This is a genomic window from Pseudomonas sp. TE31087, assembly GCF_057284075.1.
Window position 1 is genome coordinate 4780748 of sequence record NZ_JBXVNN010000001.1, and the last position, 23192, is coordinate 4803939.

Below are 23192 nucleotides of genomic sequence, written 5' to 3' on the forward strand. Positions count from 1 at the left end.
GGCCGCACGCCTCTCGATGGTCTGAAAAAGATGCTGGATAATAAAGCATGACCCGCTTGACGGCTAGGGCCGTCGGAGAACCCTTGTAATGCCCGATCACGATGTACGCCTGCAACAACTGACCGCCTGGCTTGCCGGGCAACTGGAGAGCCTGTTCCGTAGCAACGCCTGGGGCGAAGTACCCCCCGGCAGCCTGACCGCCGCCAGCAGCGATGCGAGTTTCCGCCGTTATTTCCGCTGGGAGGAGCGCCGGCCACAGCTTCGTGATCATGGATGCGCCGCCGCCGCAGGAAAATTGCCGTCCGTTCGTCGATATCGACCACCTGCTGGCCACGGCGGGCGTGAACGTGCCGGTCATTCATGCCCAGGACCTGGAGCGTGGTTTCCTGTTGTTGGGCGATCTGGGCCGTCAGACATACCTGGACATCATTGGCCCGGACAACGCCGACGCGCTGTTCGCCGATGCCATCGATGCGCTGCTGGCGTTCCAGCGGCTGCCGATGGACGCGCCGCTGCCCAGCTACGACGTTGCCCTGCTGCGCCGCGAGGTGGAGCTGTTCCCCGAGTGGTACGTGGGTCGCGAGCTTGGCCTGGGCTTCAGCGAAGCACAGCAGGCCACCTGGCAACGGGTCAGCCAGGTGCTGATCGACAGCGCCCTGGCCCAGCCCAAGGTGCTGGTGCACCGCGACTACATGCCGCGCAATCTGATGCAGAGCACCCCCAACCCGGGCGTGCTGGACTTCCAGGATGCCGTCTACGGCCCAGTCACCTACGACATCACCTGCCTGTTCAAGGACGCCTTCCTTAGCTGGCCGCAGCCGCGCGTGGAAGGCTGGCTGCGTGGTTATTGGAAGAAGGCCCGCGCCGCCGGTATCCCGGTGCAGTCCGAGTTTGAAGCGTTCCATCGCGCCAGTGACCTGATGGGCGTGCAGCGCCACCTCAAGGTCATCGGTATCTTCGCCCGCATCTGCCACCGTGACGGCAAGCCGCGTTACCTCGCTGATGTGCCGCGTTTCTTCGCCTATATAGATGAAGTGGTCGCTCGCCGTCCCGAACTGGCCGAGCTGGGGCAACTGATTGCCGAGCTCAAGGGCGAGGCGCGTTCATGAAGGCGATGATCCTGGCGGCAGGCAAGGGCGAGCGCATGCGCCCGCTGACCCTGCATACGCCCAAGCCACTGGTGCCCGCCGCCGGCAAGCCGCTGATCGAATACCACCTCGAGGCACTGGCCCGCGCCGGTATCCGTGAAGTGGTCATCAACCACGCCTGGCTCGGCCAGCAGATCGAGGACCACCTGGGCGACGGCAGCCGTTTCGGACTGAGCATCCGCTACTCCCCGGAGGGCGAGCCACTGGAAACCGGTGGCGGGATCTTCAAGGCGCTGCCGCTGCTTGGGGATGCGCCGTTCCTGCTGGTCAACGGTGATGTCTGGACCGACTACGACTTCACAGGCCTGAATGCTCCCCTGCAAGGGCTGGCGCACCTGGTGCTGGTGGACAATCCCGGCCATCACGGCCGTGGCGACTTCCGCCTGGCGGATGGCCAGGTGAGCGATGGTGACGAAGCGCCGGGAACGCTGACCTTCAGCGGCATCTCGGTGCTGAGTCCGGCCCTGTTCGAGGGTTGCCAAGCCGGCGCGTTCAAGTTGGCCCCGCTACTGCGCAAGGCCATGGCCGAGGGGCGGGTGAGCGGTGAGCACTATCGTGGCCACTGGATCGATGTCGGCACCCTCGAGCGCCTGGCCGATGTCGAGCGCCTGATCGGCGAGCGTGCCTGACATGTGGTGGCCGAGCACAGTGATTGGTGCCGGTGCCGGTTTCGCCGTGGCCAGCATCCCGGGGGCATTGCTGGGGGCGTTGCTGGGACAGGCCATGGATCGGCGCCTGCGACTGCAGGGTTGGGAGGATGTGCGCGAGCGCCTGGGTGGGCGCCCGGCGCTGCGTGACGAGGAACTGCTGTTTGTCCTGCTCGGACGCCTGGCCAAGAGCGACGGCCGGGTGCTCGAGGGGCATATCCAGCAGGCGCGTCAGGAGATGTCGCGGCTGGACCTGGCCGAGCCTGCGCGGATGCGGGCGATTGCCGCGTTCAACCGCGGCAAGTCGGGCAAGGGCCGGCTGGGTCACTACCTGCGCCGGATCAAGCTGCAGCCTCACGCTGCCGAGGGTACCCTGCGTGCCTGTTGGCGCATGGTCTGGGCCGACGGCAAGGCAGGGCGCCAGGAGCGCGACCTGCTGTTGGGCTGGGGGCAGCAGTTGGGGCTCAGTCGCAACCAGGTGCAGGCCATGTCGCTGGAGTATGAACCGCGCAAGTCGGCGGTCGAGGGCGGTGCGATGACCTATGCCGCAGCGTTGAGGCTGCTGGGGGTGGAACCGGATACCGAGGCGGACAAGGTCAAGCAGGCCTACCGGCGTTTGCTCAGCCGACATCACCCGGACAAGCTGGTGGGCAGTGGCGCCAGTGAGGCCAAGGTGCGCGAGGCGACCGAGCATACCCGCGAGTTGCATCAGGCCTATGCCATGATTCGCAAGCGGCGCGGGCTTTAGGTTTGCCATCGCAGGGCAAGCCCGCTCCCACGTTGTTGGAGTTGGCTTGTCCCTCGATACGCGTCACTCTTCCTTGGGCTTCAGCCAGCCGCGTACCCTGCGCAGCAATTGCTCCTGCTCGGCGGCCTTGTTGCCTGGAACGACCATCAGCGACAGCTGCCGGTACTGGCTGTTTTTCTCGCGCTTGCTGGCTTGCAGGCGTTGTTGGGCAGCCAGTCGATCCTGGCTGCGGGTTGTGTAGTACAGATCAGCCGTTGGTACTTTCAGGGTCGGCGTCAGGCTCAGCAGGTCGTGCTCCACCCGCGCCGGCGTCTGTGCGGCGACCATCACCAGTTTCTGCACCTGGGGCGGCTGCTTCTCGCTGAGGTAGCGCGCGGCCCAGTACGCGCCACTGCCGTTACCCAGCAGCACGATGCTGCGCGCTTTCTGCTGCTGGGCATAGGCCACGGCGGCGTCGAGGCGGGCGAAGATACGTTCGGCATCCTCCTCACTGGTGTGCTGGTCGGCCTCGACCGCGTCGGTGCTGTCGGCCGCATCCGCCTCGGGCGCGGTGGCCTGGGCGACATTGGCATTGGCGTCTGCTGGCGTGTCCTTGGCTGGAGCCGACTCGCCTTCTTCCTTTTTCGGTTCGACCACCGGCTTGGCTTCGACCCGGGCCTGCGGGCGTTCTGCAAGCAGATCGGGCAGGCTCAGGCTCAGGGTGCTCCAGCCGACATCGGGGAAGCCACGGCGCAGCGGGCCGACGGTGGTTGGCCAGTCAGCACTTTCGCCGGCACCGGGAACAATGATCACCGCGCCTTGCGGATCGCTGTCGTTGGCCGGCTTCCACAGCGCCAGGAAGTTCTCGCCATTGGCCTGCAAGGTCTGTTGCTCGGCCTTGGGCACCTGGCGCTCAAGGGCCAGGGCGTCGTCCTGGCTGCGTTCAAGCAGCGCTGGTCGGGGAGCGGGGGCCGCAGTTTCGGCGGCATCCTGCGGTTTTTCGGCGTCGGCGGCCCGAGCGCCGAACGGCAGGAGCGAAGCCAGGCAGAACATTGCCAGCGTCGTGCGATAAAGTGTGAACATCGATCAATCCAAGGCCAGAATCATACCGGCAGCCTAATGGTATTTGCCCGCGACGGCCACGCCAGGCGGCCGTCATTGCCAAGACGAGCGTAGAGATGAAGCGAGTGCGTTGCCTGTGGGTTATCGGCTGGTTGTGTCTACCCTTGATCGCCCTGGCAAAACCGGAGGCGCCGCCACCCGTGGTGCTGGAACCGGCCCAGCAGCAGTGGCTGGACGAACACCGCGACCTGCGCGTCGGTCTGGTGCTGCAGGCGCCCTATGCCCAGTTCGACCGCCGACTGCAGCAATTCTACGGGGCCAACGTCGAACTGATCGGCGCCCTGTCCCAGGCACTGCGGCTGGACCTGACCTGGCGTGGCTTCCCGGATCAGGCGGCGCTGGAGCACGCGTTGCAGGCGGGCGAGATCGATTTCGCCCCCGGCTTGACCCAGACACCCACCAGTCTGCGGCTGTGGCTGTTCAGTGACCCTTACATGCGTGTGCCGCAACTGGTGGTGGGGATGCGCAGCGGCGCGGTGGCCGTGGAGCTGGAGAAGCTGACCGCCAACGAGCGGATGGCTGTGCGCATGCCAGGTGCCCTGGCGGACTACCTGCGGAGCAATTACGGCAACCTCAATCTGCAGGGCGTGCCCAACGAGCGTGAGGCGCTGCAGCTGGTGCTGGGCGGCCAGGCCAGCTTCGCCGTGTTGGATGAGGCGCAACTCAGCCGGCTTTCCCGCGAAGGCGAGTTCGCCGACCTGGCGGTAGTGGGTGACATCGGTTTGCCGCAGTTGCTGCGTGTCGGTTCGCGACGCGACTGGCCCGTGTTCGCCGATATCCTCGAGCGCGCCTTGCAGGCCCTGCCGGCCAAGACCCTGGAGCAGATGCACCAGCGCTGGTTGCAGCCCAAGTACCCACGCTTTTCCGAGTCCGCCGGCTTCTGGCAGAACCTCGCCTTGCTGTTCGGCCTGCTGCTGTTGTGTGCCCTGGCCACCCTGGTCTGGCAGCGTCGCCAGCAGCGTAGTCTGGAGCGGGGGTTGCTGGCGGCCCGCGAGAGCCTGGTGGAGCGCCAGGTGCGCGAGGAAGCCTTGCGCCTGAGCCAGTTCTCCATCGACCAGAGCACGGTGGGCATCCTCTGGGTCAACTGGGACAGCCATGTGCGCTACGCCAACCATGCCGCCGAACGCATGCTGGGCTATTCCGAGGGGGCATTGCTGGAGCGGCCGCTGGTGGATATCGAACCGAATCTGAAGATGGATCGCTGGTTGGAGTTGTGGAGGCGCGCCCGCACCGGGGATGGCGCCGAGCAGCAGTTCGAAAGCCAGTGCCGGCGCGCCGACGGCAGCCTGTTTCCGGTCGAGTTGTCGTTGTCGTTCCTGCGTTTTCGCGATGCAGAGTATCTGGTGGTGTTCCTCGCCGATGTCACCGAGCGCCAGCGCGACCTGGCCGCGTTGCGCGAAAGCGAGGCGCGGCTCAAGGGCATTGCCGGCAACGTGCCGGGGCTGGTGTTCCGCCTGGAGCGCGACCCGGCCGAGGGCGATCCGGAGTTCCCCTACATCAGTGAAGGCAGCGAGGCGCTGGTCGGCTATACCCCGGCGGCGATCCAGCACCCGCAGATGGGGTTGCGCAACCTGGTCCACCCCCAGGACCGCGCCGACTATCACCGGGTCCAGGACCTGGCCCTGGCCAGCGACCAGGACTGGTCGTGGCAGGGCCGTATCCTCACCCGCCAGGGCGAACAGCGCTGGGCCGACATCAAGGCGACCACACGCCGCCTGGCCGATGGGCGCATGGTGTGGGATGGTGTGGTCTGGGACATCACCCAGGGCAAGCAGGCCGAGCTGGCCCTGGCCGCCTCCCAGGAGCAGCTGCGCGAATTGTCGGCGCACCTGGAAAGCGTGCGCGAGGAGGAAAAGGCCCGCATCGCCCGCGAGGTGCATGACGAGCTCGGGCAGATGCTCACGGTGCTCAAGCTCGAGGTGTCGATGTGCGAGCTGGCCTATGCCGAGTTGGACGCCGGGCTGCATGAGCGCCTGGCCAGCATGAAGCGCCTGATCGCCCAACTGTTCCAGCTGGTGCGTGACGTGGCCAGCGCGTTGCGCCCGCCGATTCTGGATGCCGGGATCGCCTCGGCCATCGAGTGGCAGGCGCGGCGTTTCGAGGCCCGCACGCAGATCCCCTGCCTGGTCGAGGTCCCGGAGCAACTGCCGCCCTTGAGCGATGCCAAGGCCATCGGCCTCTTCCGCATCCTTCAGGAGGCGCTGACCAACGTCATGCGCCATGCCCGGGCGCACACCGTGCAGATCGCCCTGGTCGAGGAAGGCGGGCAGTTGCGCATGACGGTCATCGACGATGGCGTGGGGTTCGCCGTCGATGCGGCCCGGCCGACTTCGTTCGGCCTGGTGGGGGTGCGTGAGCGCGTGCTGATGCTGGGCGGCGACATGACCCTGGAGAGCGAGCCCGGCGAAGGCAGCAGCCTGAGCGTGGCGATTCCTTTGGCGTAGGAGAGAACGATCGTGATTCGAGTGCTGGTGGCGGAAGACCACACCATCGTCCGTGAGGGCATCAAGCAGTTGATTGGCCTGGCCAAGGACATGCAGGTCGCCGGCGAGGCGGGCAACGGCGAGCAGTTACTGGAGACCCTGCGCCATACCCCTTGTGAGGTGGTGCTGCTGGATATCTCCATGCCGGGGGTGAATGGCCTGGAGGCCATCCCGCGGATCCTGGCATTGAGCAACCCGCCGGCGATCCTGATGCTGTCGATGCATGATGAAGCGCAGATGGCTGCGCGGGCGCTGAAGGCCGGGGCGGCGGGCTACGCCACCAAGGACAGCGACCCGGCGCTGCTGCTCACCGCGATTCGCCGGGTTGCCGGTGGCGGGCGCTATATTGACCCGAGCCTGGCCGACCGCATGGTCTTCGAGGTGGGGTTGACCGAAACCCGGCCGTTGCACACGCTGCTGTCCGAGCGCGAGTTCTCGGTGTTCGAGCGCCTGGCCCAGGGCGCCAACGTCAATGACATCGCCCAGCAGTTGGCGCTGTCGAACAAGACCATCAGCACCCATAAGGCGCGCTTGATGCAGAAGCTCAAGGTCAACTCGCTGGCGGAGCTGGTGAAGTACGCGATGGAGCACAAGCTGGTCTGATTGCGACATGCCCGGTTTTTTGTAGGAGCAGCCCCTGGGCTTCAGCTTATATTGCCGGGGCTGCTCTGCAGCCCTTTCGCGGCGCAAGGCCGCTCCTACAAGGGAATGTGTCTGTCCTGAAAGCGCCATCCTTGTAGGGCAATCCCTACAGCAAGTCTTCCATGCGGATGATGGCAATCTCTCAGCCCCCCCGATTTTCGGGCGCTTGCGCCTCTTCTACGCTGTGCCCACGCAGTCATTCCAACAAGAAGGTGCAGGGCATGAGCGAGGCGAATTCGAACGAGACGCTGGTCAGCTTCCGAGGTGTGCAGAAGAGCTACGACGGCGAATCGCTGATCGTCAAGGACCTCAACCTGGACATCCGCAAGGGCGAGTTCCTGACCCTGCTCGGCCCGTCCGGCTCGGGCAAGACCACCAGCCTGATGATGCTGGCCGGCTTCGAGACCCCCACCGCCGGTGAAATCCTGCTGGCCGGACGCTCGATCAACAATGTGCCGCCGCACAAGCGTGACATCGGCATGGTGTTCCAGAATTACGCGCTGTTCCCGCATATGACCGTGGCCGAGAACCTGGCATTCCCGCTGACCGTGCGCAACCTGAGCAAGACCGACATCAGCGAGCGGGTCAAGCGCGTGCTCGGCATGGTCCAGCTCGACGCCTTCGCCAAGCGCTATCCCGGACAGCTGTCCGGCGGTCAGCAGCAGCGCGTGGCCCTGGCCCGTGCCCTGGTGTTCGAGCCGCAGCTGGTGCTGATGGACGAACCGCTCGGCGCCCTGGACAAGCAACTGCGCGAACACATGCAGATGGAGATCAAGCATATCCACCAGCGCCTGGGCGTGACCGTGGTCTACGTGACCCACGACCAGGGCGAGGCGCTGACCATGTCCGACCGGGTGGCGGTGTTCCACCAGGGCGAGATCCAGCAGATCGCCGACCCGCGCACCCTCTACGAAGAGCCGCGCAACACCTTCGTCGCCAACTTCATCGGCGAGAACAACCGCCTCAACGGCACCCTGCTGGCCAGTGACGGCAAGCGCTGCCAGGTGCAACTGGCCCGTGGCGAGCGGGTCGAGGCGCTGGCGGTGAACGTCGGCCAGGCCGGCGAGCCGGTGACCCTGTCGATCCGCCCGGAGCGCGTGCGCCTGAACGGCCACAGCGAAAGCTGCGTGAACCGCTTCTCCGGCCGCGTGGCCGAGTTCATCTACCTGGGCGACCACGTGCGGGTGCGCCTGGAGGTGTGCGGCAAGGCCGATTTCTTCGTCAAGCAGCCGATCGCCGAGCTCGACCCGGCCCTGGCCGTGGGCGATGTGGTGCCGCTGGGCTGGGAGGTGGAACACGCCCGCGCGCTCGATCCGATTGCCGAAGCCCATTGATGGTTTGCTTCACCAACCCTGAACTGTGGAGAGAATAATAATGCGCAAGCAGTTGAAACTGACCGCCCTGGCCCTTGGCCTGTTCGCCGCCGGGCAGGCCCTGGCGGCCGACCTGACCGTGATCTCCTTTGGCGGCGCCAACAAGGCGGCCCAGACCAAGGCGTTCTACGAGCCATGGGAGAAGGCTGGCAAGGGCAAGATCGTCGCCGGTGAGTACAACGGCGAGATGGCCAAGGTGAAGGCCATGGTCGACACCAAGAGCGTGTCCTGGAACCTTGTGGAAGTCGAGTCGCCGGAGCTGGCCCGTGGATGCGACGAAGGCATGTTCGAGGAACTCGACCCGGCCCTGTTCGGTGATGAGGCTGACTACGTACCGGGCGCCATCCAGCCATGCGGCGTCGGTTTCTTCGTGTGGTCCACGGTGATGGCCTACAACGCCGACAAGCTCAAGACCGCCCCGACCAGTTGGGCCGACTTCTGGGACACCAAGAAATTCCCGGGCAAGCGCGGCCTGCGCAAGGGCGCCAAGTACACCCTCGAATTCGCCCTGATGGCCGACGGCGTCGCGCCAAAAGAAGTGTACAAGGTGCTCGGCACCAAGGAAGGTCAGGACCGCGCCTTCAAGAAACTCGATCAGCTCAAGCCAAGCATCCAGTGGTGGGAAGCTGGTGCCCAGCCACCGCAGTACCTGGCCTCGGGTGACGTGGTCATGAGCTCGGCCTACAACGGCCGGATCGCCGCGGTGCAGAAAGAAAGCAACCTGAAGGTGGTGTGGAACGGCGGCATCTACGACTTCGACGCCTGGGCCATCCCGAAAGGCGCCAAGGATGTGGAAGAAGCGAAGAAATTCATCGCCTACACCGTCCAGCCCGAACAGCAGAAGACCTATTCCGAGAACATCGCCTACGGCCCGGCCAATTCCAAGGCCGTCCCGCTGCTGGCCGATGCGGTGAAGAAGGACATGCCGACCACGCCTGAGAACATCGCCAACCAGGTGCAGATCGACGTGGCCTTCTGGGCCGACAACAGCGAACAGCTGGAGCAACGCTTCAACGCCTGGGCGGCGAAGTAGTAGGGACACAATCCCTGATGTCTGTAGGAGCGGCCTCGTGCCGCGAAAGGGCTGCAAAGCAGCCCCCAGCATCTTGTGCATCACGGCTGAGATCCAGGGGCCGCTTCGCGGCCCTTTCGCGGCACGAGGCCGCTCCTACAGTTAGCGCGTCAAGCCTGAGGTCACCGCTGTCATTGTAAAGCGGCCTCGATGTTTCCCTGATTTCCCGGAGTTCGCCATGGCCATTGCAGTGCCCCTCAACGAAGGCGCGGGTAAAAGCCTCAAGCAGCGCCTCAAGCATGCCGAGCGGGTCAACCGCTGGAAGGCCCAGGCGTTGATCGCGCCGCTGGCGCTGTTCCTCCTGCTGGTGTTCCTGGTGCCGATCGCGGCGCTGCTGTACAAGAGCGTCGGCAACCCCGAGGTGGTCGCTGGCCTGCCGCGCACCGTCGAGGCGGTGGCGCAGTGGGACGGCAAGAGCCTGCCCGGCGAGGAGGTCTACAAGGCCCTCAGCCAGGACCTGGCCGAGTCGCGCAAGAACCAGACCCTGGGCGACCTCTCCAAGCGCCTGAACATGGAGCTGGCCGGCTACCGCAGCCTGCTGGCCAAGACCGCGCGTGCGCTGCCGTTCAAGGCCGAGCCCGCGTCCTATAAAGATGCCCTGCAAGCGCTGGATGAGCGTTGGGGTGACCCGGCCTACTGGCAGGCGATCCGCCGCAACACCAGCACGGTCACCTCTTTCTACCTGCTGGCCTCCGTCGATCACCGCATCGACGACCTCGGCGAACTGGCCAAGGCCACGCCGGACCAGGCCATCTACCTGGATATCTTTGCCCGCACCCTGTGGATGGGCGTGGTGATCACCGCCATCTGCCTGGTGCTGGCCTACCCGCTGGCGTACCTGCTGGCCAACTTGCCGACCCGGCAGAGCAACCTGCTGATGATCCTGGTGCTGCTGCCGTTCTGGACCTCGATCCTGGTGCGGGTGGCGGCGTGGATCGTGCTGTTGCAGTCGGGCGGGCTGATCAACAGCGCGCTGATGGCCATCGGCATCATCGACCAACCGCTGGAGCTGGTGTTCAACCGCACCGGCGTGTACATCTCGATGGTGCACATCCTGCTGCCGTTCATGATCCTGCCGCTGTACAGCGTGATGAAGGGTATTTCGCCCAGTTACATGCGCGCGGCGATTTCCCTGGGTTGCCATCCGTTCGCCAGTTTCTGGCGGGTGTACTTCCCACAGACCTATGCCGGTGTCGGCGCCGGTTGCCTGCTGGTGTTCATCCTGGCCATCGGCTACTACATCACCCCGGCGCTGCTGGGCAGCCCGAACGACCAGATGGTCAGCTACTTCGTCGCCTTCTACACCAACACCAGCATCAACTGGGGCATGGCCACCGCCCTGGGCGGGCTGTTGCTGCTGGCGACCGTGCTGCTGTACCTGATCTATAGCTGGCTGGTCGGCGCCAGCCGCCTGCGCCTGAGCTGAGGAGCGTTGTCATGCTGAGCCCCTACATGTCGCCCGTGGAACGGGTGTGGTTCTACAGCCTGCGCATCCTGTGCGGCCTGATCCTGCTGTTCCTGGTACTGCCGGTACTGGTGATCATCCCGCTGTCGTTCAACAGCGGGAGCTTCCTGGTGTACCCGCTGCAAGGTTTCTCGCTGCACTGGTACCAGGACTTCTTCGCTTCCGCTGAATGGATGCGCGCCCTGAAGAACAGCATCATCGTCGCCCCGGCGGCCACGGTGCTGGCCATGGTGTTCGGCACCCTGGCGGCCATCGGCCTGACCCGCGGCGACTTTCCCGGCAAGTCGCTGGTGATGGCGCTGGTGATTTCGCCGATGGTGGTGCCGGTGGTGATCATCGGCGTGGCCAGCTACCTGTTCTTCGCCCCGTTGGGCATGGGCAACAGCTTCACCTCGTTGATCCTGGTGCACGCGGTGCTGGGTGTGCCGTTCGTGATCATCACCGTGTCGGCCACGCTGCAGGGCTTCAACTACAACCTGGTGCGCGCGGCGGCCAGCCTCGGGGCCTCGCCATTGCTGGCCTTCCGTCGGGTGACCTTGCCGCTGATCGCCCCCGGGGTGATCTCCGGCGCGCTGTTCGCCTTCGCCACGTCGTTCGATGAGGTGGTGGTGACCCTGTTCCTCGCCGGGCCCGAGCAGGCGACCCTGCCACGGCAGATGTTCAGCGGCATTCGCGAGAACCTGAGCCCGACCATCGCGGCGGCGGCCACCTTGCTGATCGCCTTTTCGGTGATCCTGCTGCTGACCCTGGAGTGGCTGCGTGGGCGCAGCGAGAAGCTGAGGACCCAGCAGCCGGCCTGACTGCCGGGAGGGCTTTGCCCTCCTTTCGCGGCGCAAGGCCGCTCCTACAAGGGATCGCGGTCTCCTGTAGGAGCGGCCTTGTGCCGCGAAAGGGGGGCCAATTGATACCAATCAGCCCTCATCCGCTTCCCTGAGTTACAATGCGCGCCACCGTGATTCTGCCCAACAGGTGCGCCATGCAGCCCTTCGCTATTGCCCCCTCCATTCTGTCCGCCGATTTCGCCCGCCTGGGCGAGGACGTCGACAAGGTCCTGGCCGCCGGGGCCGACATCGTCCACTTCGATGTCATGGACAACCACTACGTGCCCAACCTGACCATCGGCCCGATGGTCTGCAGCGCCCTGCGCAAGTACGGCGTGACCGCGCCGATCGACGTGCACCTGATGGTCAGCCCGGTCGACCGCATCATCGGCGACTTCATCGAGGCCGGCGCCACCTACATCACCTTCCACCCGGAAGCCTCCCAGCACATCGACCGCTCGCTGCAACTGATCCGCGACGGCGGCTGCAAGGCCGGCCTGGTGTTCAACCCGGCCACCGGCCTGGATGCGCTGAAGTACGTGATGGATAAGGTCGACATGGTCCTGCTGATGAGCGTCAACCCAGGCTTCGGCGGGCAGAAGTTCATCCCCGGCACCCTCGACAAGCTGCGCGAAGCCCGCGCGCTGATCGACGCCAGTGGCCGTGACATCCGCCTGGAGATCGACGGCGGCGTCAACGTGGGCAATATCCGCGAGATCACCGCCGCCGGCGCTGACACCTTCGTGGCCGGCTCGGCGATCTTCAACGCCCCGGACTACAAGGAAGTCATCGACAAGATGCGTGCCGAAATGGCGCTGGCACGCGCATGAGCGGTTTCGAGCAGCTGTTCCCGGGGACACTGCCCAGGCTGGTGATGTTCGATCTGGATGGCACCCTGATCGATTCGGTACCCGACCTGGCCGCAGCTGTCGACCGCACGCTGCTCGAACTCGGGCGACCGCCCGCAGGCCTGGAGGCCGTGCGCCACTGGGTCGGCAACGGCGCCCAGGTGCTGGTGCGCCGGGCCCTGGCCGGCGATATCGATCACACCGCGGTGGACGACGAGCTGGCCGAACGCGCGCTGGCGCTGTTCATGGAAGCCTATGCCGACAACCATGAACTCACCGTGGTCTACCCCGGTGTACGCGATACCCTGCGCTGGCTGCGCAAGCAGGGCGTGGAGATGGCGCTGATCACCAACAAGCCTGAACGCTTCGTCGCCCCCTTGCTCGACCAGATGAAGATCGGCCGCTATTTCCGCTGGATCATCGGCGGTGACACCCTGCCACAGAAGAAACCCGACCCGGCGGCGCTGTTGTTCGTCATGAAAATGGCCGGCGTCAGTGCCGAACAATCGCTGTTCGTCGGCGATTCGCGCAGCGACGTGCTGGCCGCCAAGGCCGCCGGCGTCAAGTGCGTTGGCCTGAGCTACGGCTACAACCATGGCCGGCCGATCGGCGACGAGTCACCCAGCCTGGTCATCGACGACCTGCGCCTGCTGTTGCCCGGTTGCTTAGTCACCGACACTGGGATAACGTTGGCGGACCTTCAAGCCCCGCAAAGCAGAGACAACAACGTGGTGGTTACCGGCAAATTCTGGATGAAAGTCATCAAGGCCCTGGCCCGCTGGCGCTGGCGCGCCTGACTCCTGCCCACCGGCGCCTGCCGGTATATCCATTTGCCCGCCCCCATTGCTGCTTGCCCCGAGGCTACACATGACCCGCGAAGAATTCCTGCGCCTGGCCGCTGCCGGCTACAACCGTATTCCCCTGGCCTGCGAAACCCTGGCCGACTTCGACACGCCGCTGTCGATCTACCTGAAGCTGGCCGACCAGCCCAACTCCTACCTGCTCGAGTCCGTGCAGGGCGGCGAAAAATGGGGCCGCTATTCGATGATCGGCCTGCCGTCGCGCACCGTGCTGCGTGTGCACGGCTACCACGTCAGCATCCTGCAGGATGGCGTCGAGGTGGAAAGCCACGACGTCGAGGATCCGCTGGCCTTCGTCGAGACGTTCAAGGACCGCTACAAGGTCGCCGACATTCCCGGCTTGCCGCGTTTCAACGGCGGCCTGGTGGGCTATTTCGGCTATGACTGCGTGCGTTACGTGGAAAAACGCCTGGGCGCCAGCCCCAATCCGGATCCGCTGGGGGTGCCGGATATCCTGCTGATGGTCTCCGATGCCGTGGTGGTGTTCGACAACCTGGCGGGCAAGATGCACGCCATCGTGCTGGTCGACCCGGCCGAGGCGCAGGCCTTCGAGCAAGGCCAGGCTCGCCTGCAGGGGCTTCTGGACACCCTGCGCCAGCCGATCACTCCGCGTCGTGGCCTGGACCTGAGCGGGCCGATGGCCGCCGAGCCGGCATTCCGCTCCAGCTACACACAAGCCGACTACGAAAACGCCGTGGGCCGCATCAAGGAATACATCCTGGCCGGTGACTGCATGCAGGTGGTGCCGTCCCAGCGCATGTCCATCGACTTCAAGGCCGCGCCCATCGACCTGTACCGGGCGCTGCGCTGCTTCAACCCGACGCCGTACATGTACTTCTTCAATTTCGGCGACTTCCATGTGGTCGGCAGTTCGCCGGAAGTGCTGGTGCGGGTCGAGGACAACCTGGTCACCGTGCGCCCGATCGCCGGTACCCGCCCACGCGGGACCACCGAAGAAGCCGACCGGGCGCTGGAAGACGACCTGCTGTCGGACGACAAGGAAATCGCCGAGCACCTGATGCTCATCGACCTGGGCCGCAATGACGTGGGCCGGGTGTCGGCCACCGGCAGCGTGCGCCTGACCGAGAAAATGGTGATCGAGCGGTACTCGAACGTCATGCATATCGTGTCCAACGTCACCGGCCAACTGCGTGACGGGCTGACGGCCATGGACGCGCTGCGGGCGATCCTGCCGGCCGGCACCCTCTCCGGTGCGCCGAAGATCCGTGCCATGGAGATCATCGACGAGCTGGAGCCGGTCAAGCGCGGCGTCTACGGTGGCGCGGTGGGCTACTTTGCCTGGAACGGCAACATGGACACCGCCATCGCCATCCGCACCGCGGTGATCAAGGACGGCGAACTGCATGTGCAGGCCGGTGGCGGCATCGTCGCCGACTCGGTGCCGGCGCTGGAGTGGGAAGAAACCATCAACAAGCGCCGGGCGATGTTCCGCGCGGTGGCGCTGGCCGAGCAGACCTCCGTCAAGTAGATCGATTGGGGCTGCTTTGCAGCCCATTCGCGGCTAAAGCCGCTCTCACAGGTTGGCGTAGTACCTGTAGGAGCGGCTTTAGCCGCGAATGGGCCGCAGAGCGGCCCCAAAGAGCTAGAAGTCGACGCTGACCCCCAGGCTCACCCCTTGCTGGGTCAACTCATCACTCTTGCGCCAGTTATAGTTCCCCCGCAGGTTCACCCCCGGCACCAGTTCATGGGTCAGCCCCAGGCTGGCGCGGGTCAGGTTGCTGTGCGGCGTATACCCGGTCAGGGTGAAGTCGTTCGCCGGCAGGCTGGTCAGGTGCAGGCGCAGGTCCTGCTGATCGTCCTCGAACTCGTGCTCGTGGGCCACCTCGGCAAACAGCCTGGTCGTCGGCAGGAGCTGCACGCTCCCCAGCAGGCCGGCCCCCAGCCGGCGCGATGTGCGCTCCTGATCGTCGAAGCCGAGCGCCGTGGAGCGGCCGCTTTTCTCGTCATACCCATCGACCTTGACCCGCGCATAGTCGGCGCTGATGAACGGTGCCAGTTGCCAGCGGCTGCTCTCGGCCGCCAGGTTGTAGCCCACCCGGCCGGTGACGGCCCAGGCTTCGCCATTGGAATCGCCTTTCTCGCTGCGGTCATTCACCCCCAAGGCGAAGGTGCGTTTGAGGTCGCGATAGTCCAGGTGCCCGGCGGTCAGCGCCGCGTCGGCCCACCAGCGATCCTGGCGGAACTGGGCGAAGGCACTGGCAAGGTAGCTGTCGAGCTTGTAGTCGGAATCCTCCTGGCCGGCCTCGAGCTTTTGCCGGTACACGCCCGCTGCCAGCCCCACGCGCCAGGCGTCATCCAGCCGATAGCTGCCGCCGAGGGTCAGGTTGTAGCCGCGCCCGTCGCCACTGGCGGCGCTGCGCTGGCTGCCGAAATCCAGGTCCTGGCCGCCGGTGGCGACGAACGCCTGCCATTGACCGACCGCCTGCCAGGGCGTCTGCCACTGGTTGCGCAGTTCATCCTGGTGGGCGCGGATACTGGCGTGGGCGATTTCCGGCAGCAGGGTCAGTTCCCAGGGCGCGGCGAGGATCGAATAGGCGTAGTCGGCAATCAGTTGCTGACCGGCGATGGTCGGGTGCACCGAGTCGTTGAACAGCAGCCGGGTCGGGTCCGGCGTCGTGCCGTTCGCCCCGTAGACCGGGTTGCCCACGCAGCCGTCGCCGCTGTAGCAGGTGCCGACCAGGTTCTGGTCGGCGGCCAGGCCGAACTGGGCGGGGCTGGCCAGGGCCTCGCGTAGCAGTACTGGGACATTGAGCGGGATGATCTCGGCGTCGATCTGCCCGAGCCGGTTGACCAGCGACTGGTTGAACACGCCGGACAGTTGCGACAGCGGCCCTTGCTGGGGCGTGCCGCTGAAGTTCGGTGTCTGCCCCAGGTCCGGCAGCAGCCAGACCATGATGTAGCGCGCGCCGCCCTGTTGCAGCGCCTGCGCACTGGCCGCCAGGCGGGCACCGGCGGCGGCCGCGTCGGCGGGGCTGTTGACCAGGCCCTGGAGGAAGTCGTTGCCGCCACCGGTCAGGTAGTACAGGGCATTGGGATCGGCCCGCAGGCCGTTGGCCAGGTAACCGTCACGCTCGCGCAGAACCGTGCCGGCGCCGGGTCGACCGGGTGGGATGACGGCTTGCGAGGTGTCGGTGATCGAGTCGAGGATCTGCTGCGTGGTGTAGCCGCCCACGGCCCAATTGTTGCCGTCCGGGGTGCCTTGCAGCTGGTTGGTCAGCGACGTCGAGGGCCCCAGGCTTGTGCCGGAAAAGCCCAGCCTGCCACCCAGGATCATCGGCGACACCGGCGCGTAGTTGCCATTGGCATCGCGGTTGGTGAAGCGCATGCCTGGCGTGCCGCCGGTCAGGTCGGGGAACTGCCCGGCGTCGCTGAGGCTGTCACCGAAGACGATGAGTGATGCGTAGGGGGAGGGCGCGGCCATGATGGCCTGGCTGCAGGTGAGGGCGAGCATGCCGAGGGTGACGTGCAGGAATGGGGTCTTGCGCATGCATGAATATCCTTTTCGTTGTTTTTATTAAGGCAAGCCGCATGAACATAGCAAATCGCCGGTCTTTGCCCAGCATGGCAATGTTTTTCCAGTGTTTAGGGGCATATTGCACCCGCCGCCCCGGTAGGTTACTGTCCCGGAACGTATGAACGAGACCTACCCTGTGTTGATCGTCAGCAAACTCTTGATGCGCGTTATCAAGGCCGTCGCCCGTTGGCGTTGGCGCGCCTGACTTTTTCTCCTGCCGGTTCGCCCGGCCCGTCCCCGTTTGCCTTCCCCACTTGTTCCGTCAACCGCCCCGTGCGGGATCGGCCGCATTCATGAGCGGCAGCGGAAGGCTCGAATCAAAAGTCAGTATTCAAGAGGTTCGTTGCAGATGTTACTGATGATCGACAACTACGACTCCTTCACCTACAACGTCGTGCAGTACCTTGGCGAGCTGGGTGCCGAGGTCAAGGTCATTCGCAATGACGAAATGACCATCGCCCAGATCGAAGCCCTGAACCCCGAGCGCATCGTCGTCTCCCCGGGCCCGTGCACGCCGAGCGAAGCCGGGGTCTCCATCGAGGCCATCCTGCACTTCGCCGGCAAGCTGCCGATCCTGGGCGTCTGCCTGGGCCACCAGTCCATCGGCCAGGCCTTCGGCGGCGACGTGGTACGCGCCCGCCAGGTGATGCACGGCAAGACCAGCCCGGTGCTGCACCGTGACCTGGGCGTGTTCGCCGGCCTGAACAACCCGCTCACCGTGACCCGCTACCACTCGCTGGTGGTCAAGCGCGAAACCTTGCCCGATTGCCTGGAAGTGACCGCCTGGACCGCCCACGAAGATGGTGCCGTCGACGAAATCATGGGCCTGCGTCATAAAACCCTGAACGTCGAAGGGGTACAGTTCCATCCCGAATCCATCCTCACCGAGCAGGGCCACGAGCTGTTCGCCAATTTCCTCAAGCAGACCGGCGGACGCCGTTAAGGACCGATCATGGATATCAAGACCGCTTTGAGCCGTATCGTCGGCCACCTGGATTTGTCCACCGAGGAAATGCGCGACGTCATGCGCCAGATCATGACCGGCCAGTGCAGCGAGGCGCAGATCGGCGCCTTCCTCATGGGCATGCGCATGAAGAGCGAAAGCATCGACGAGATCGTCGGCGCGGTGTCGGTGATGCGTGAGCTGGCCGACAAGGTCGAGCTGAAGACCCTCGACGGCGTGGTCGACATCGTCGGCACCGGCGGTGATGGCGCCAACATCTTCAACGTGTCGACTGCTTCGGCCTTTGTGCTGGCTGCAGCTGGTTGCACCGTGGCCAAGCATGGCAACCGTGCGGTTTCCGGCAAGAGCGGCAGCGCCGATCTGCTGGAAGCCGCCGGTATCTACCTGAACCTGACCCCGGTCCAGGTCGCCCGCTGCATCGATAGCCTCGGCATCGGTTTCATGTTCGCCCAGACCCATCACAGTGCCATGAAGCACGCCGCCGGCCCGCGTCGCGACCTGGGCCTGCGCACCCTGTTCAACATGCTCGGCCCGCTTACGAATCCGGCCGGTGTGAAACACCAGGTGGTCGGGGTCTTCACCCAGGCCCTGTGCCGCCCGTTGGCCGAGGTGCTACAGCGCCTGGGCAGCAAGCATGTGCTGGTGGTGCACTCGAAGGACGGTCTGGACGAGTTCAGCCTGGCCGCGCCGACCTTCGTCGCCGAACTGAAGAATGACCAGATCACCGAGTACTGGGTCGAGCCGGAAGACCTCGGCATGAAGAGCCAGAGCCTGCATGGCCTGGCGGTCGAGGGGCCGCAGGCATCGCTGGAGCTGATCCGTGACGCCCTGGGCCGGCGCAAGACCGAGAACGGCCAGAAGGCCGCCGAGATGATCGTGCTCAACGCTGGCGCGGCGCTGTATGCCGCCGACCACGCGATGACCCTGGCCCAGGGTGTCGAGCTGGCCCACGATGTGCTGCACACCGGGCTGGCCTGGGAGAAACTGCAGGAGCTGGGCGCCTTTACCGCGGTATTCAAGGTGGAGAACGAAGCATGAGCGTACCGACGGTGCTGGAAAGGATCATCGCCCGCAAATTCCAGGAAGTGGCCGAGCGCAGCGCGCGGGTCAGCCTGGCTGAACTCGAGCGCCTGGCCAAGGCGGCCGATGCGCCCCGTGGCTTTGCCAGGGCATTGATCGAGCAGGCTGCGCGCAAGCAGCCTGCGGTGATCGCCGAAATCAAGAAGGCCTCGCCAAGCAAGGGCGTGATCCGCGAAAACTTCGTACCGGCGGAGATTGCCGTCAGCTACGAGAAAGGCGGGGCGACCTGCCTGTCGGTGCTGACCGACGTGGACTACTTCCAGGGTGCCGACGTCTACCTGCAGCAGGCGCGCGCCGCCGTTTCGCTGCCGGTGATCCGCAAGGACTTCATGGTCGATCCGTACCAGATCGTCGAAGCCCGTGCGCTGGGCGCCGACTGCGTGCTGCTGATCGTCTCGGCGCTGGACGACGTGAAGATGGCCGAGCTGGCCGCCACCGCCAAGGACGTCGGCCTCGACGTGTTGGTCGAAGTGCATGACGGTGATGAGCTGGAACGTGCGTTGAAGACCCTCGACACCCCGTTGGTCGGGGTCAACAACCGCAACCTGCATACCTTCGAAGTCAGCCTGGAGACTACCCTCGACCTGCTGCCACGCATCCCCCGCGATCGCCTGGCCATCACCGAGAGCGGCATCCTCAACCGTGCCGATGTCGAGCTGATGGAAATCAACGAGGTGTATTCGTTCCTGGTCGGCGAGGCGTTCATGCGCGCCGAGCAGCCAGGGTTGGAGCTGCAGCGGCTGTTCTTCCCCGAACAGGTGAAGAAGACTGTTCAGCAACTGGACTGATTTAAACGAAGCCGGCGTTACGCCGGCTTTTTTGTAGGCCTGCCCCGGCCCTTTCGCGGGTAAACCCGCTCCCACAGGACTTCTGTCGCTCTCAAGGAGTGTGCAGCACCTGTGGGAGCGGGTTTACCCGCGAAGAGGCCATAGAATCCAACATCAATGGTGGATCAATGACCGATCAACCCCTTGCCCTCACCGTCGAACAAGGCCTGCACGCCGAACAGGACCTGCTGGCCGCCGTCTGCCGCGGCGAGCGCGAATCCGGCGTGCTGTTCTGGCGCCCGACCGACCATGCCCTGGTCATGCCCCGGCGCATGAGCCGCCTGGACAACTTCGAGGCCGCCTGCGCCGAGCTGGCCATCGCCGGCTGGCCGGTGCTGCTGCGCGAAACCGGTGGCGAGCCCGTGCCGCAATCCCATGCGACGGTCAACGTGGCACTGGTCTATGTGGCACCGCGCAGCGAGGGTGACCACGGCCGCATTGAGAATGCCTACGAGCGTCTGTGCCTGCCGCTGTGCGATGTCCTGCGCGAATGGGGCGGTGTCGCTTCGGTGGGGGAGATCGACGGCGCCTTCTGCGATGGCCGCTACAACGTCAACCTCAATGGCCGCAAGCTGGTCGGCACGGCCCAGCGCTGGCGCCAGGGGATGGGGGGCAAGCGCCCGGTGGTGTTGGTGCATGGCGCGCTGTTGCTGGACAACGAACGCGAATCGATGGTCGCGGCGGTCAACCGCTTCAATGAGTGCTGCGAGCTGGACCAGCGCTGCCGCGCCGACAGCCATATCGCCCTGCACGAGGTGGCGCCTACCGCCCCTTGGTTCGAGCGCTTGAGCCAGGCCTATGAGCAAGTGTTGGCGGAGCTGCCACAGGATTAACGGGTGCCGTAGACCACCATGGTCTTGCCCTTGACCTGCACCAGGCTGCGCTCCTCGAGGTCCTTGAGGACGCGGCCGACCATCTCCCGTGAACAACCGACGATACGACCGATCTCCTGGCGGGTGATCTTGATCTGCATGCCGTCGGGGTGGGTCATGGCGTCGGGTTGCTTGCACAGGTCGAGCAGGCAGCGGGCAACTCGGCCGGTGACATCGAAAAACGCCAGGTCGCCGACCTTGCGGGTGGTGTTGCGCAGGCGCTGGGCCATCTGGCTGCCCAGGGCATAGAGGATTTCCGGCTCCAGGCGTACCAGCTCACGGAATTTGTCGTAGCCGATCTCGGCCACTTCGCACTCGGTCTTGGCACGCACCCAGGCGCTGCGTTGATGTTCCTGGCCTGCCGGCTCGAACAGCCCCAGCTCACCGAAGAAATCGCCACTGTTGAGGTAGGCGATGATCATTTCGTGGCCGTCGTCGTCCTCGATCAGGATGGTCACCGAGCCCTTGATGATGAACGACAAGGTCTCGGCCCGGTCGCCGGCACAGATGATGTTGCTCTTGGCGGCGTAGCGACGGCGCTGGCAGTGGGCCAGCAGCTTGTCGATGTTCTTGATCTTGGGTGGCAGGGCTGAGGAGACCATCACGAAATCCTGTTCGATGCGACGCATTGGCTTTTTATAGAGGCGCCTGGCAGCACGCGCCAGTCATTTGGCGCCAGCTTATCAGACACTTCAACCTGAATCGGCACAAAAGCGACGCGGCTTGAGCTTTTCCGACAGCCTCGCAAGGTCTAAGCTGACACCCTTTTACGAAATCGGGAGTCCGGATAGATGAAGGCACGCATCCAGTGGGCCGGTGAAGCGATGTTCCTCGGCGAGTCGGGGAGCGGCCATGTCGTGGTCATGGATGGCCCACCCGAAGCCGGAGGTCGCAACCTGGGCGTGCGCCCGATGGAGATGCTCCTGCTCGGCCTGGGTGGCTGCAGCAGTTTCGACGTGGTCAGCATCCTCAAGAAGTCGCGCCAGGCCGTGGAAAGCTGCGAGGCCTTCCTGGAAGCCGAACGCGCCAGTGAAGACCCGAAGGTGTTCACCAAGATCCACCTCAACTTCGTGGTCAAGGGCCGCGGCTTGAAGGAAGCGCAGGTCAAGCGTGCGGTCGAGTTGTCGGCAGAGAAGTACTGCTCGGCCTCGATCATGCTGGATCGCGCGGGCGTCGAGATCACGCACGGTTACGAAATCGTCGAACTCGGTTGATCGAAGGCAGCGCCTGCCGGTCAGGCGCTTTGCTTGTGCAGGTGTTCGACACCTAGCAGCAACGCGAGCCCCGGGATCAGCGCAAGCACCAGCCAGGGCGTATTCACCCCGAGCAGGATGAGGATTTCGCTGCTGCTCCACGTGGTGCCGAAGTGTTCGGCAAACACCTGGCACTGCAACCACGCAGCCAAAGTGCCAGCGAGCACGAACGTGCCGACCAGCAGTTGGCGGCTGGCTAAAAACACGCTGGGCAGCAGGAACAGCAGCTGCGCGGGCAGTGTGCCGAGCATCAGCTCGGCGCTGCTGTTGCTGTCAGGGTCGGTAAGCGTCGGCAGTTCCAGGCTGAAAGTGCTTTGCCCGACACTGGCGACCATCAGGCAAACGAACAGATAGGCGACCGGGATCAGGCCAAGGCTCTGCAGCAGCCGGATGAGCGATCGTCCCATGTTCAGCGACGCAATGCCGGCAGCAGTTGCAACAGGCGTTCGGGTAGCTGTGCCCGAAGCTGCTCGCTCAATGCCTCACGTCGCTTCTGGTACAGCACGCCGAGACCGATCACGCCGAGGCCGATCAAGGTCAGTATGACCGGGAACAGCAGGGAATCGGCGAACACCTCGTAGGACAGATAGCCCAGATAGGCCGCCACCCCCATTGCCCCGAACACCATGAACACGGGGCGGCGCAGCAGGACGGCCAGGCCCATCAGCCCCAGGTTGATCAGGCAGTACAGCGCCTTGCCCCACTCGCTGCCGCTGTCCATCAGCGTCAGCCCGCCCCAGAACGCCGCCAGGCCGGCGAGATAGCCCCAGAAGGCATAGTCCCGGCGGGTGCGTCCGTCGATCACCAGGAATACCAGCAGCAGGCCCAGGCCGAACCACAGCGAGACCGTGCGCCGTTGCTCCCAGCTGAACAGGTCGCCATGGAACCACTCGCTCAGGTCCATGGACATGAACCACAGGGCCACCGCGATCGGCATGACGATGAAAGGGAAGGGAATCAGGCGAAGCATCAGCAGCCCGGCCAGTACCGTCGCCGCCTCCATTGCCAACCAGCCACCCTGCACGTAGGTGTAGTACTGGTGGTAGTCGCCCTGGGCGTCGTCCAGTGGCCACCAGCCTGCCAGGCGCTCGATGGCGAACACCGCCAGCGGCACGATGCTGACCGCCACGGCGGCCAGCACGCCGGCGGCGACAGGCTGGTTGCGTCGTTGCAGCGACAGGGCGAACAGGGTGATCCCGGCGATGTAGAGCAGGGCGATGGCCAGCAGTGCACCGTCGCCTATGCGCATCCAGGCCTCGGTGAGCAGCCAGCCCATGGCACCCATGATCAACAGTGCGCCGAAGTAGAACGCCACATGGGCCAGCTGGAAGCTGGCGCGGCTTTCCGGTTGCTGGCGCAGGAAGGCCAGCAAGGCCTGGTCCTGCCCCGGCTGCAGCACGCCGGCGCTCACGGCGCGTGCCAGGTCCCTGGCGTCGAAACGTTCCATGGTGCG

21 protein-coding genes and 1 pseudogene are annotated in these 23192 nt (G+C 65.1%); 17 read left to right on the forward strand and 5 right to left on the reverse strand.

The window, feature by feature from the left end:
* The first annotated feature begins 88 nt into the window (after positions 1-88).
* The 3 genes and pseudogenes from ACZ899_RS21510 (at position 89) to ACZ899_RS21520 (ending at position 2543) form a co-directional block, all read left to right on the forward strand.
* Positions 89-1109, forward strand: a pseudogene (locus ACZ899_RS21510) (aminoglycoside phosphotransferase family protein).
* Positions 1106-1777: an N-acetylmuramate alpha-1-phosphate uridylyltransferase MurU gene (gene murU, locus ACZ899_RS21515; RefSeq protein ID WP_234561386.1), complete on the forward strand. Its 672-nt coding sequence runs from the start codon at positions 1106-1108 to the stop codon at positions 1775-1777. Before ACZ899_RS21510 ends, murU begins: the two are co-directional and overlap by 4 nt.
* A gap of 1 nt (position 1778) precedes the next feature.
* Positions 1779-2543, forward strand: coding sequence for a TerB family tellurite resistance protein (locus tag ACZ899_RS21520; RefSeq protein WP_203649933.1), 765 nt, complete (start codon positions 1779-1781; stop codon positions 2541-2543).
* 63 nt (positions 2544-2606) lie between these two features.
* Here ACZ899_RS21520 and ACZ899_RS21525 read toward each other — a convergent pair whose 3' ends face one another.
* Positions 2607-3605: an alpha/beta hydrolase family protein gene (locus ACZ899_RS21525; protein WP_234561385.1), complete on the reverse strand. Its 999-nt coding sequence runs from the start codon at positions 3603-3605 to the stop codon at positions 2607-2609.
* 95 nt (positions 3606-3700) lie between these two features.
* On the opposite strand from ACZ899_RS21525, the gene ACZ899_RS21530 reads away from it, so the two are divergent.
* The 9 genes from ACZ899_RS21530 (at position 3701) to trpE (ending at position 14697) form a co-directional block, all read left to right on the forward strand.
* Positions 3701-6088, forward strand: coding sequence for a PAS domain-containing sensor histidine kinase (locus ACZ899_RS21530; protein ID WP_234561384.1), 2388 nt, complete (start codon positions 3701-3703; stop codon positions 6086-6088).
* Positions 6089-6097: 9 nt separating this feature from the next.
* Positions 6098-6730 carry a response regulator gene (locus ACZ899_RS21535; RefSeq protein ID WP_203652578.1) on the forward strand — a complete coding sequence of 211 codons (633 nt, stop codon included), beginning with the start codon at positions 6098-6100 and terminating at the stop codon, positions 6728-6730.
* 260 nt (positions 6731-6990) lie between these two features.
* On the forward strand, positions 6991-8103 hold the full coding sequence (locus tag ACZ899_RS21540) for an ABC transporter ATP-binding protein (protein ID WP_234561383.1): 1113 nt from the start codon (positions 6991-6993) through the stop codon (positions 8101-8103).
* A 40-nt stretch (positions 8104-8143) separates the two neighbouring features.
* Positions 8144-9175, forward strand: a complete 1032-nt coding sequence (locus tag ACZ899_RS21545; RefSeq protein ID WP_203649941.1) for an ABC transporter substrate-binding protein — start codon at positions 8144-8146, stop codon at positions 9173-9175.
* Positions 9176-9392: 217 nt separating this feature from the next.
* Positions 9393-10640, forward strand: coding sequence for an ABC transporter permease (locus ACZ899_RS21550; protein WP_186731676.1), 1248 nt, complete (start codon positions 9393-9395; stop codon positions 10638-10640).
* A gap of 11 nt (positions 10641-10651) precedes the next feature.
* Entirely contained in the window at positions 10652-11479 is an 828-nt protein-coding gene (locus tag ACZ899_RS21555) for an ABC transporter permease (protein ID WP_028689019.1), read from the forward strand.
* A gap of 176 nt (positions 11480-11655) precedes the next feature.
* On the forward strand, positions 11656-12330 hold the full coding sequence (gene rpe, locus ACZ899_RS21560; protein ID WP_203649945.1) for a ribulose-phosphate 3-epimerase: 675 nt from the start codon (positions 11656-11658) through the stop codon (positions 12328-12330).
* Positions 12327-13145, forward strand: a complete 819-nt coding sequence (locus ACZ899_RS21565; RefSeq protein ID WP_203649947.1) for a phosphoglycolate phosphatase — start codon at positions 12327-12329, stop codon at positions 13143-13145. Before rpe ends, ACZ899_RS21565 begins: the two co-directional genes overlap by 4 nt.
* Positions 13146-13215: 70 nt before the next feature.
* Positions 13216-14697, forward strand: coding sequence for an anthranilate synthase component I (trpE, locus tag ACZ899_RS21570; protein ID WP_232855086.1), 1482 nt, complete (start codon positions 13216-13218; stop codon positions 14695-14697).
* Positions 14698-14811: 114 nt separating this feature from the next.
* On the opposite strand, the gene estP is transcribed toward trpE, so the two are convergent.
* A complete protein-coding gene (gene estP / locus ACZ899_RS21575; RefSeq protein ID WP_234561382.1) occupies positions 14812-16716 on the reverse strand; it encodes an esterase EstP in 1905 nt (634 codons plus the stop codon).
* Positions 16717-17092: 376 nt separating this feature from the next.
* On the opposite strand from estP, the gene ACZ899_RS21580 reads away from it, so the two are divergent.
* From ACZ899_RS21580 to ACZ899_RS21595, 4 genes are all read left to right on the forward strand, one after another.
* A complete protein-coding gene (locus ACZ899_RS21580) occupies positions 17093-17686 on the forward strand; it encodes an aminodeoxychorismate/anthranilate synthase component II (protein ID WP_186712698.1) in 594 nt (197 codons plus the stop codon).
* Positions 17687-17695: 9 nt separating this feature from the next.
* Positions 17696-18745 (forward strand): anthranilate phosphoribosyltransferase, encoded by a 1050-nt coding sequence (gene trpD, locus ACZ899_RS21585; protein WP_186731674.1) that lies wholly within the window; start codon positions 17696-17698, stop codon positions 18743-18745.
* Positions 18742-19575 carry an indole-3-glycerol phosphate synthase TrpC gene (gene trpC, locus ACZ899_RS21590; RefSeq protein ID WP_234561381.1) on the forward strand — a complete coding sequence of 278 codons (834 nt, stop codon included), beginning with the start codon at positions 18742-18744 and terminating at the stop codon, positions 19573-19575. Before trpD ends, trpC begins: the two co-directional genes overlap by 4 nt.
* A 167-nt stretch (positions 19576-19742) precedes the next feature.
* Positions 19743-20447 (forward strand): lipoate--protein ligase family protein, encoded by a 705-nt coding sequence (locus ACZ899_RS21595; protein WP_232855090.1) that lies wholly within the window; start codon positions 19743-19745, stop codon positions 20445-20447.
* Here ACZ899_RS21595 and crp read toward each other — a convergent pair.
* Positions 20444-21088, reverse strand: coding sequence for a cAMP-activated global transcriptional regulator CRP (crp, locus tag ACZ899_RS21600; RefSeq protein WP_050703538.1), 645 nt, complete (start codon positions 21086-21088; stop codon positions 20444-20446). The genes ACZ899_RS21595 and crp overlap by 4 nt on opposite strands.
* A 189-nt stretch (positions 21089-21277) precedes the next feature.
* Between crp and ACZ899_RS21605 the strand changes: the two genes are divergently transcribed.
* Complete coding sequence (locus ACZ899_RS21605; protein ID WP_028689009.1) at positions 21278-21700, forward strand: OsmC family protein; 423 nt, start codon at positions 21278-21280, stop codon at positions 21698-21700.
* A gap of 20 nt (positions 21701-21720) precedes the next feature.
* Here ACZ899_RS21605 and ACZ899_RS21610 read toward each other — a convergent pair whose 3' ends face one another.
* Complete coding sequence (locus tag ACZ899_RS21610; protein WP_234561380.1) at positions 21721-22146, reverse strand: hypothetical protein; 426 nt, start codon at positions 22144-22146, stop codon at positions 21721-21723.
* Between the two features lie 2 nt (positions 22147-22148).
* Positions 22149-23186 carry a DUF2157 domain-containing protein gene (locus ACZ899_RS21615; protein ID WP_234561379.1) on the reverse strand — a complete coding sequence of 346 codons (1038 nt, stop codon included), beginning with the start codon at positions 23184-23186 and terminating at the stop codon, positions 22149-22151.
* Positions 23187-23192: the final 6 nt, after the last annotated feature.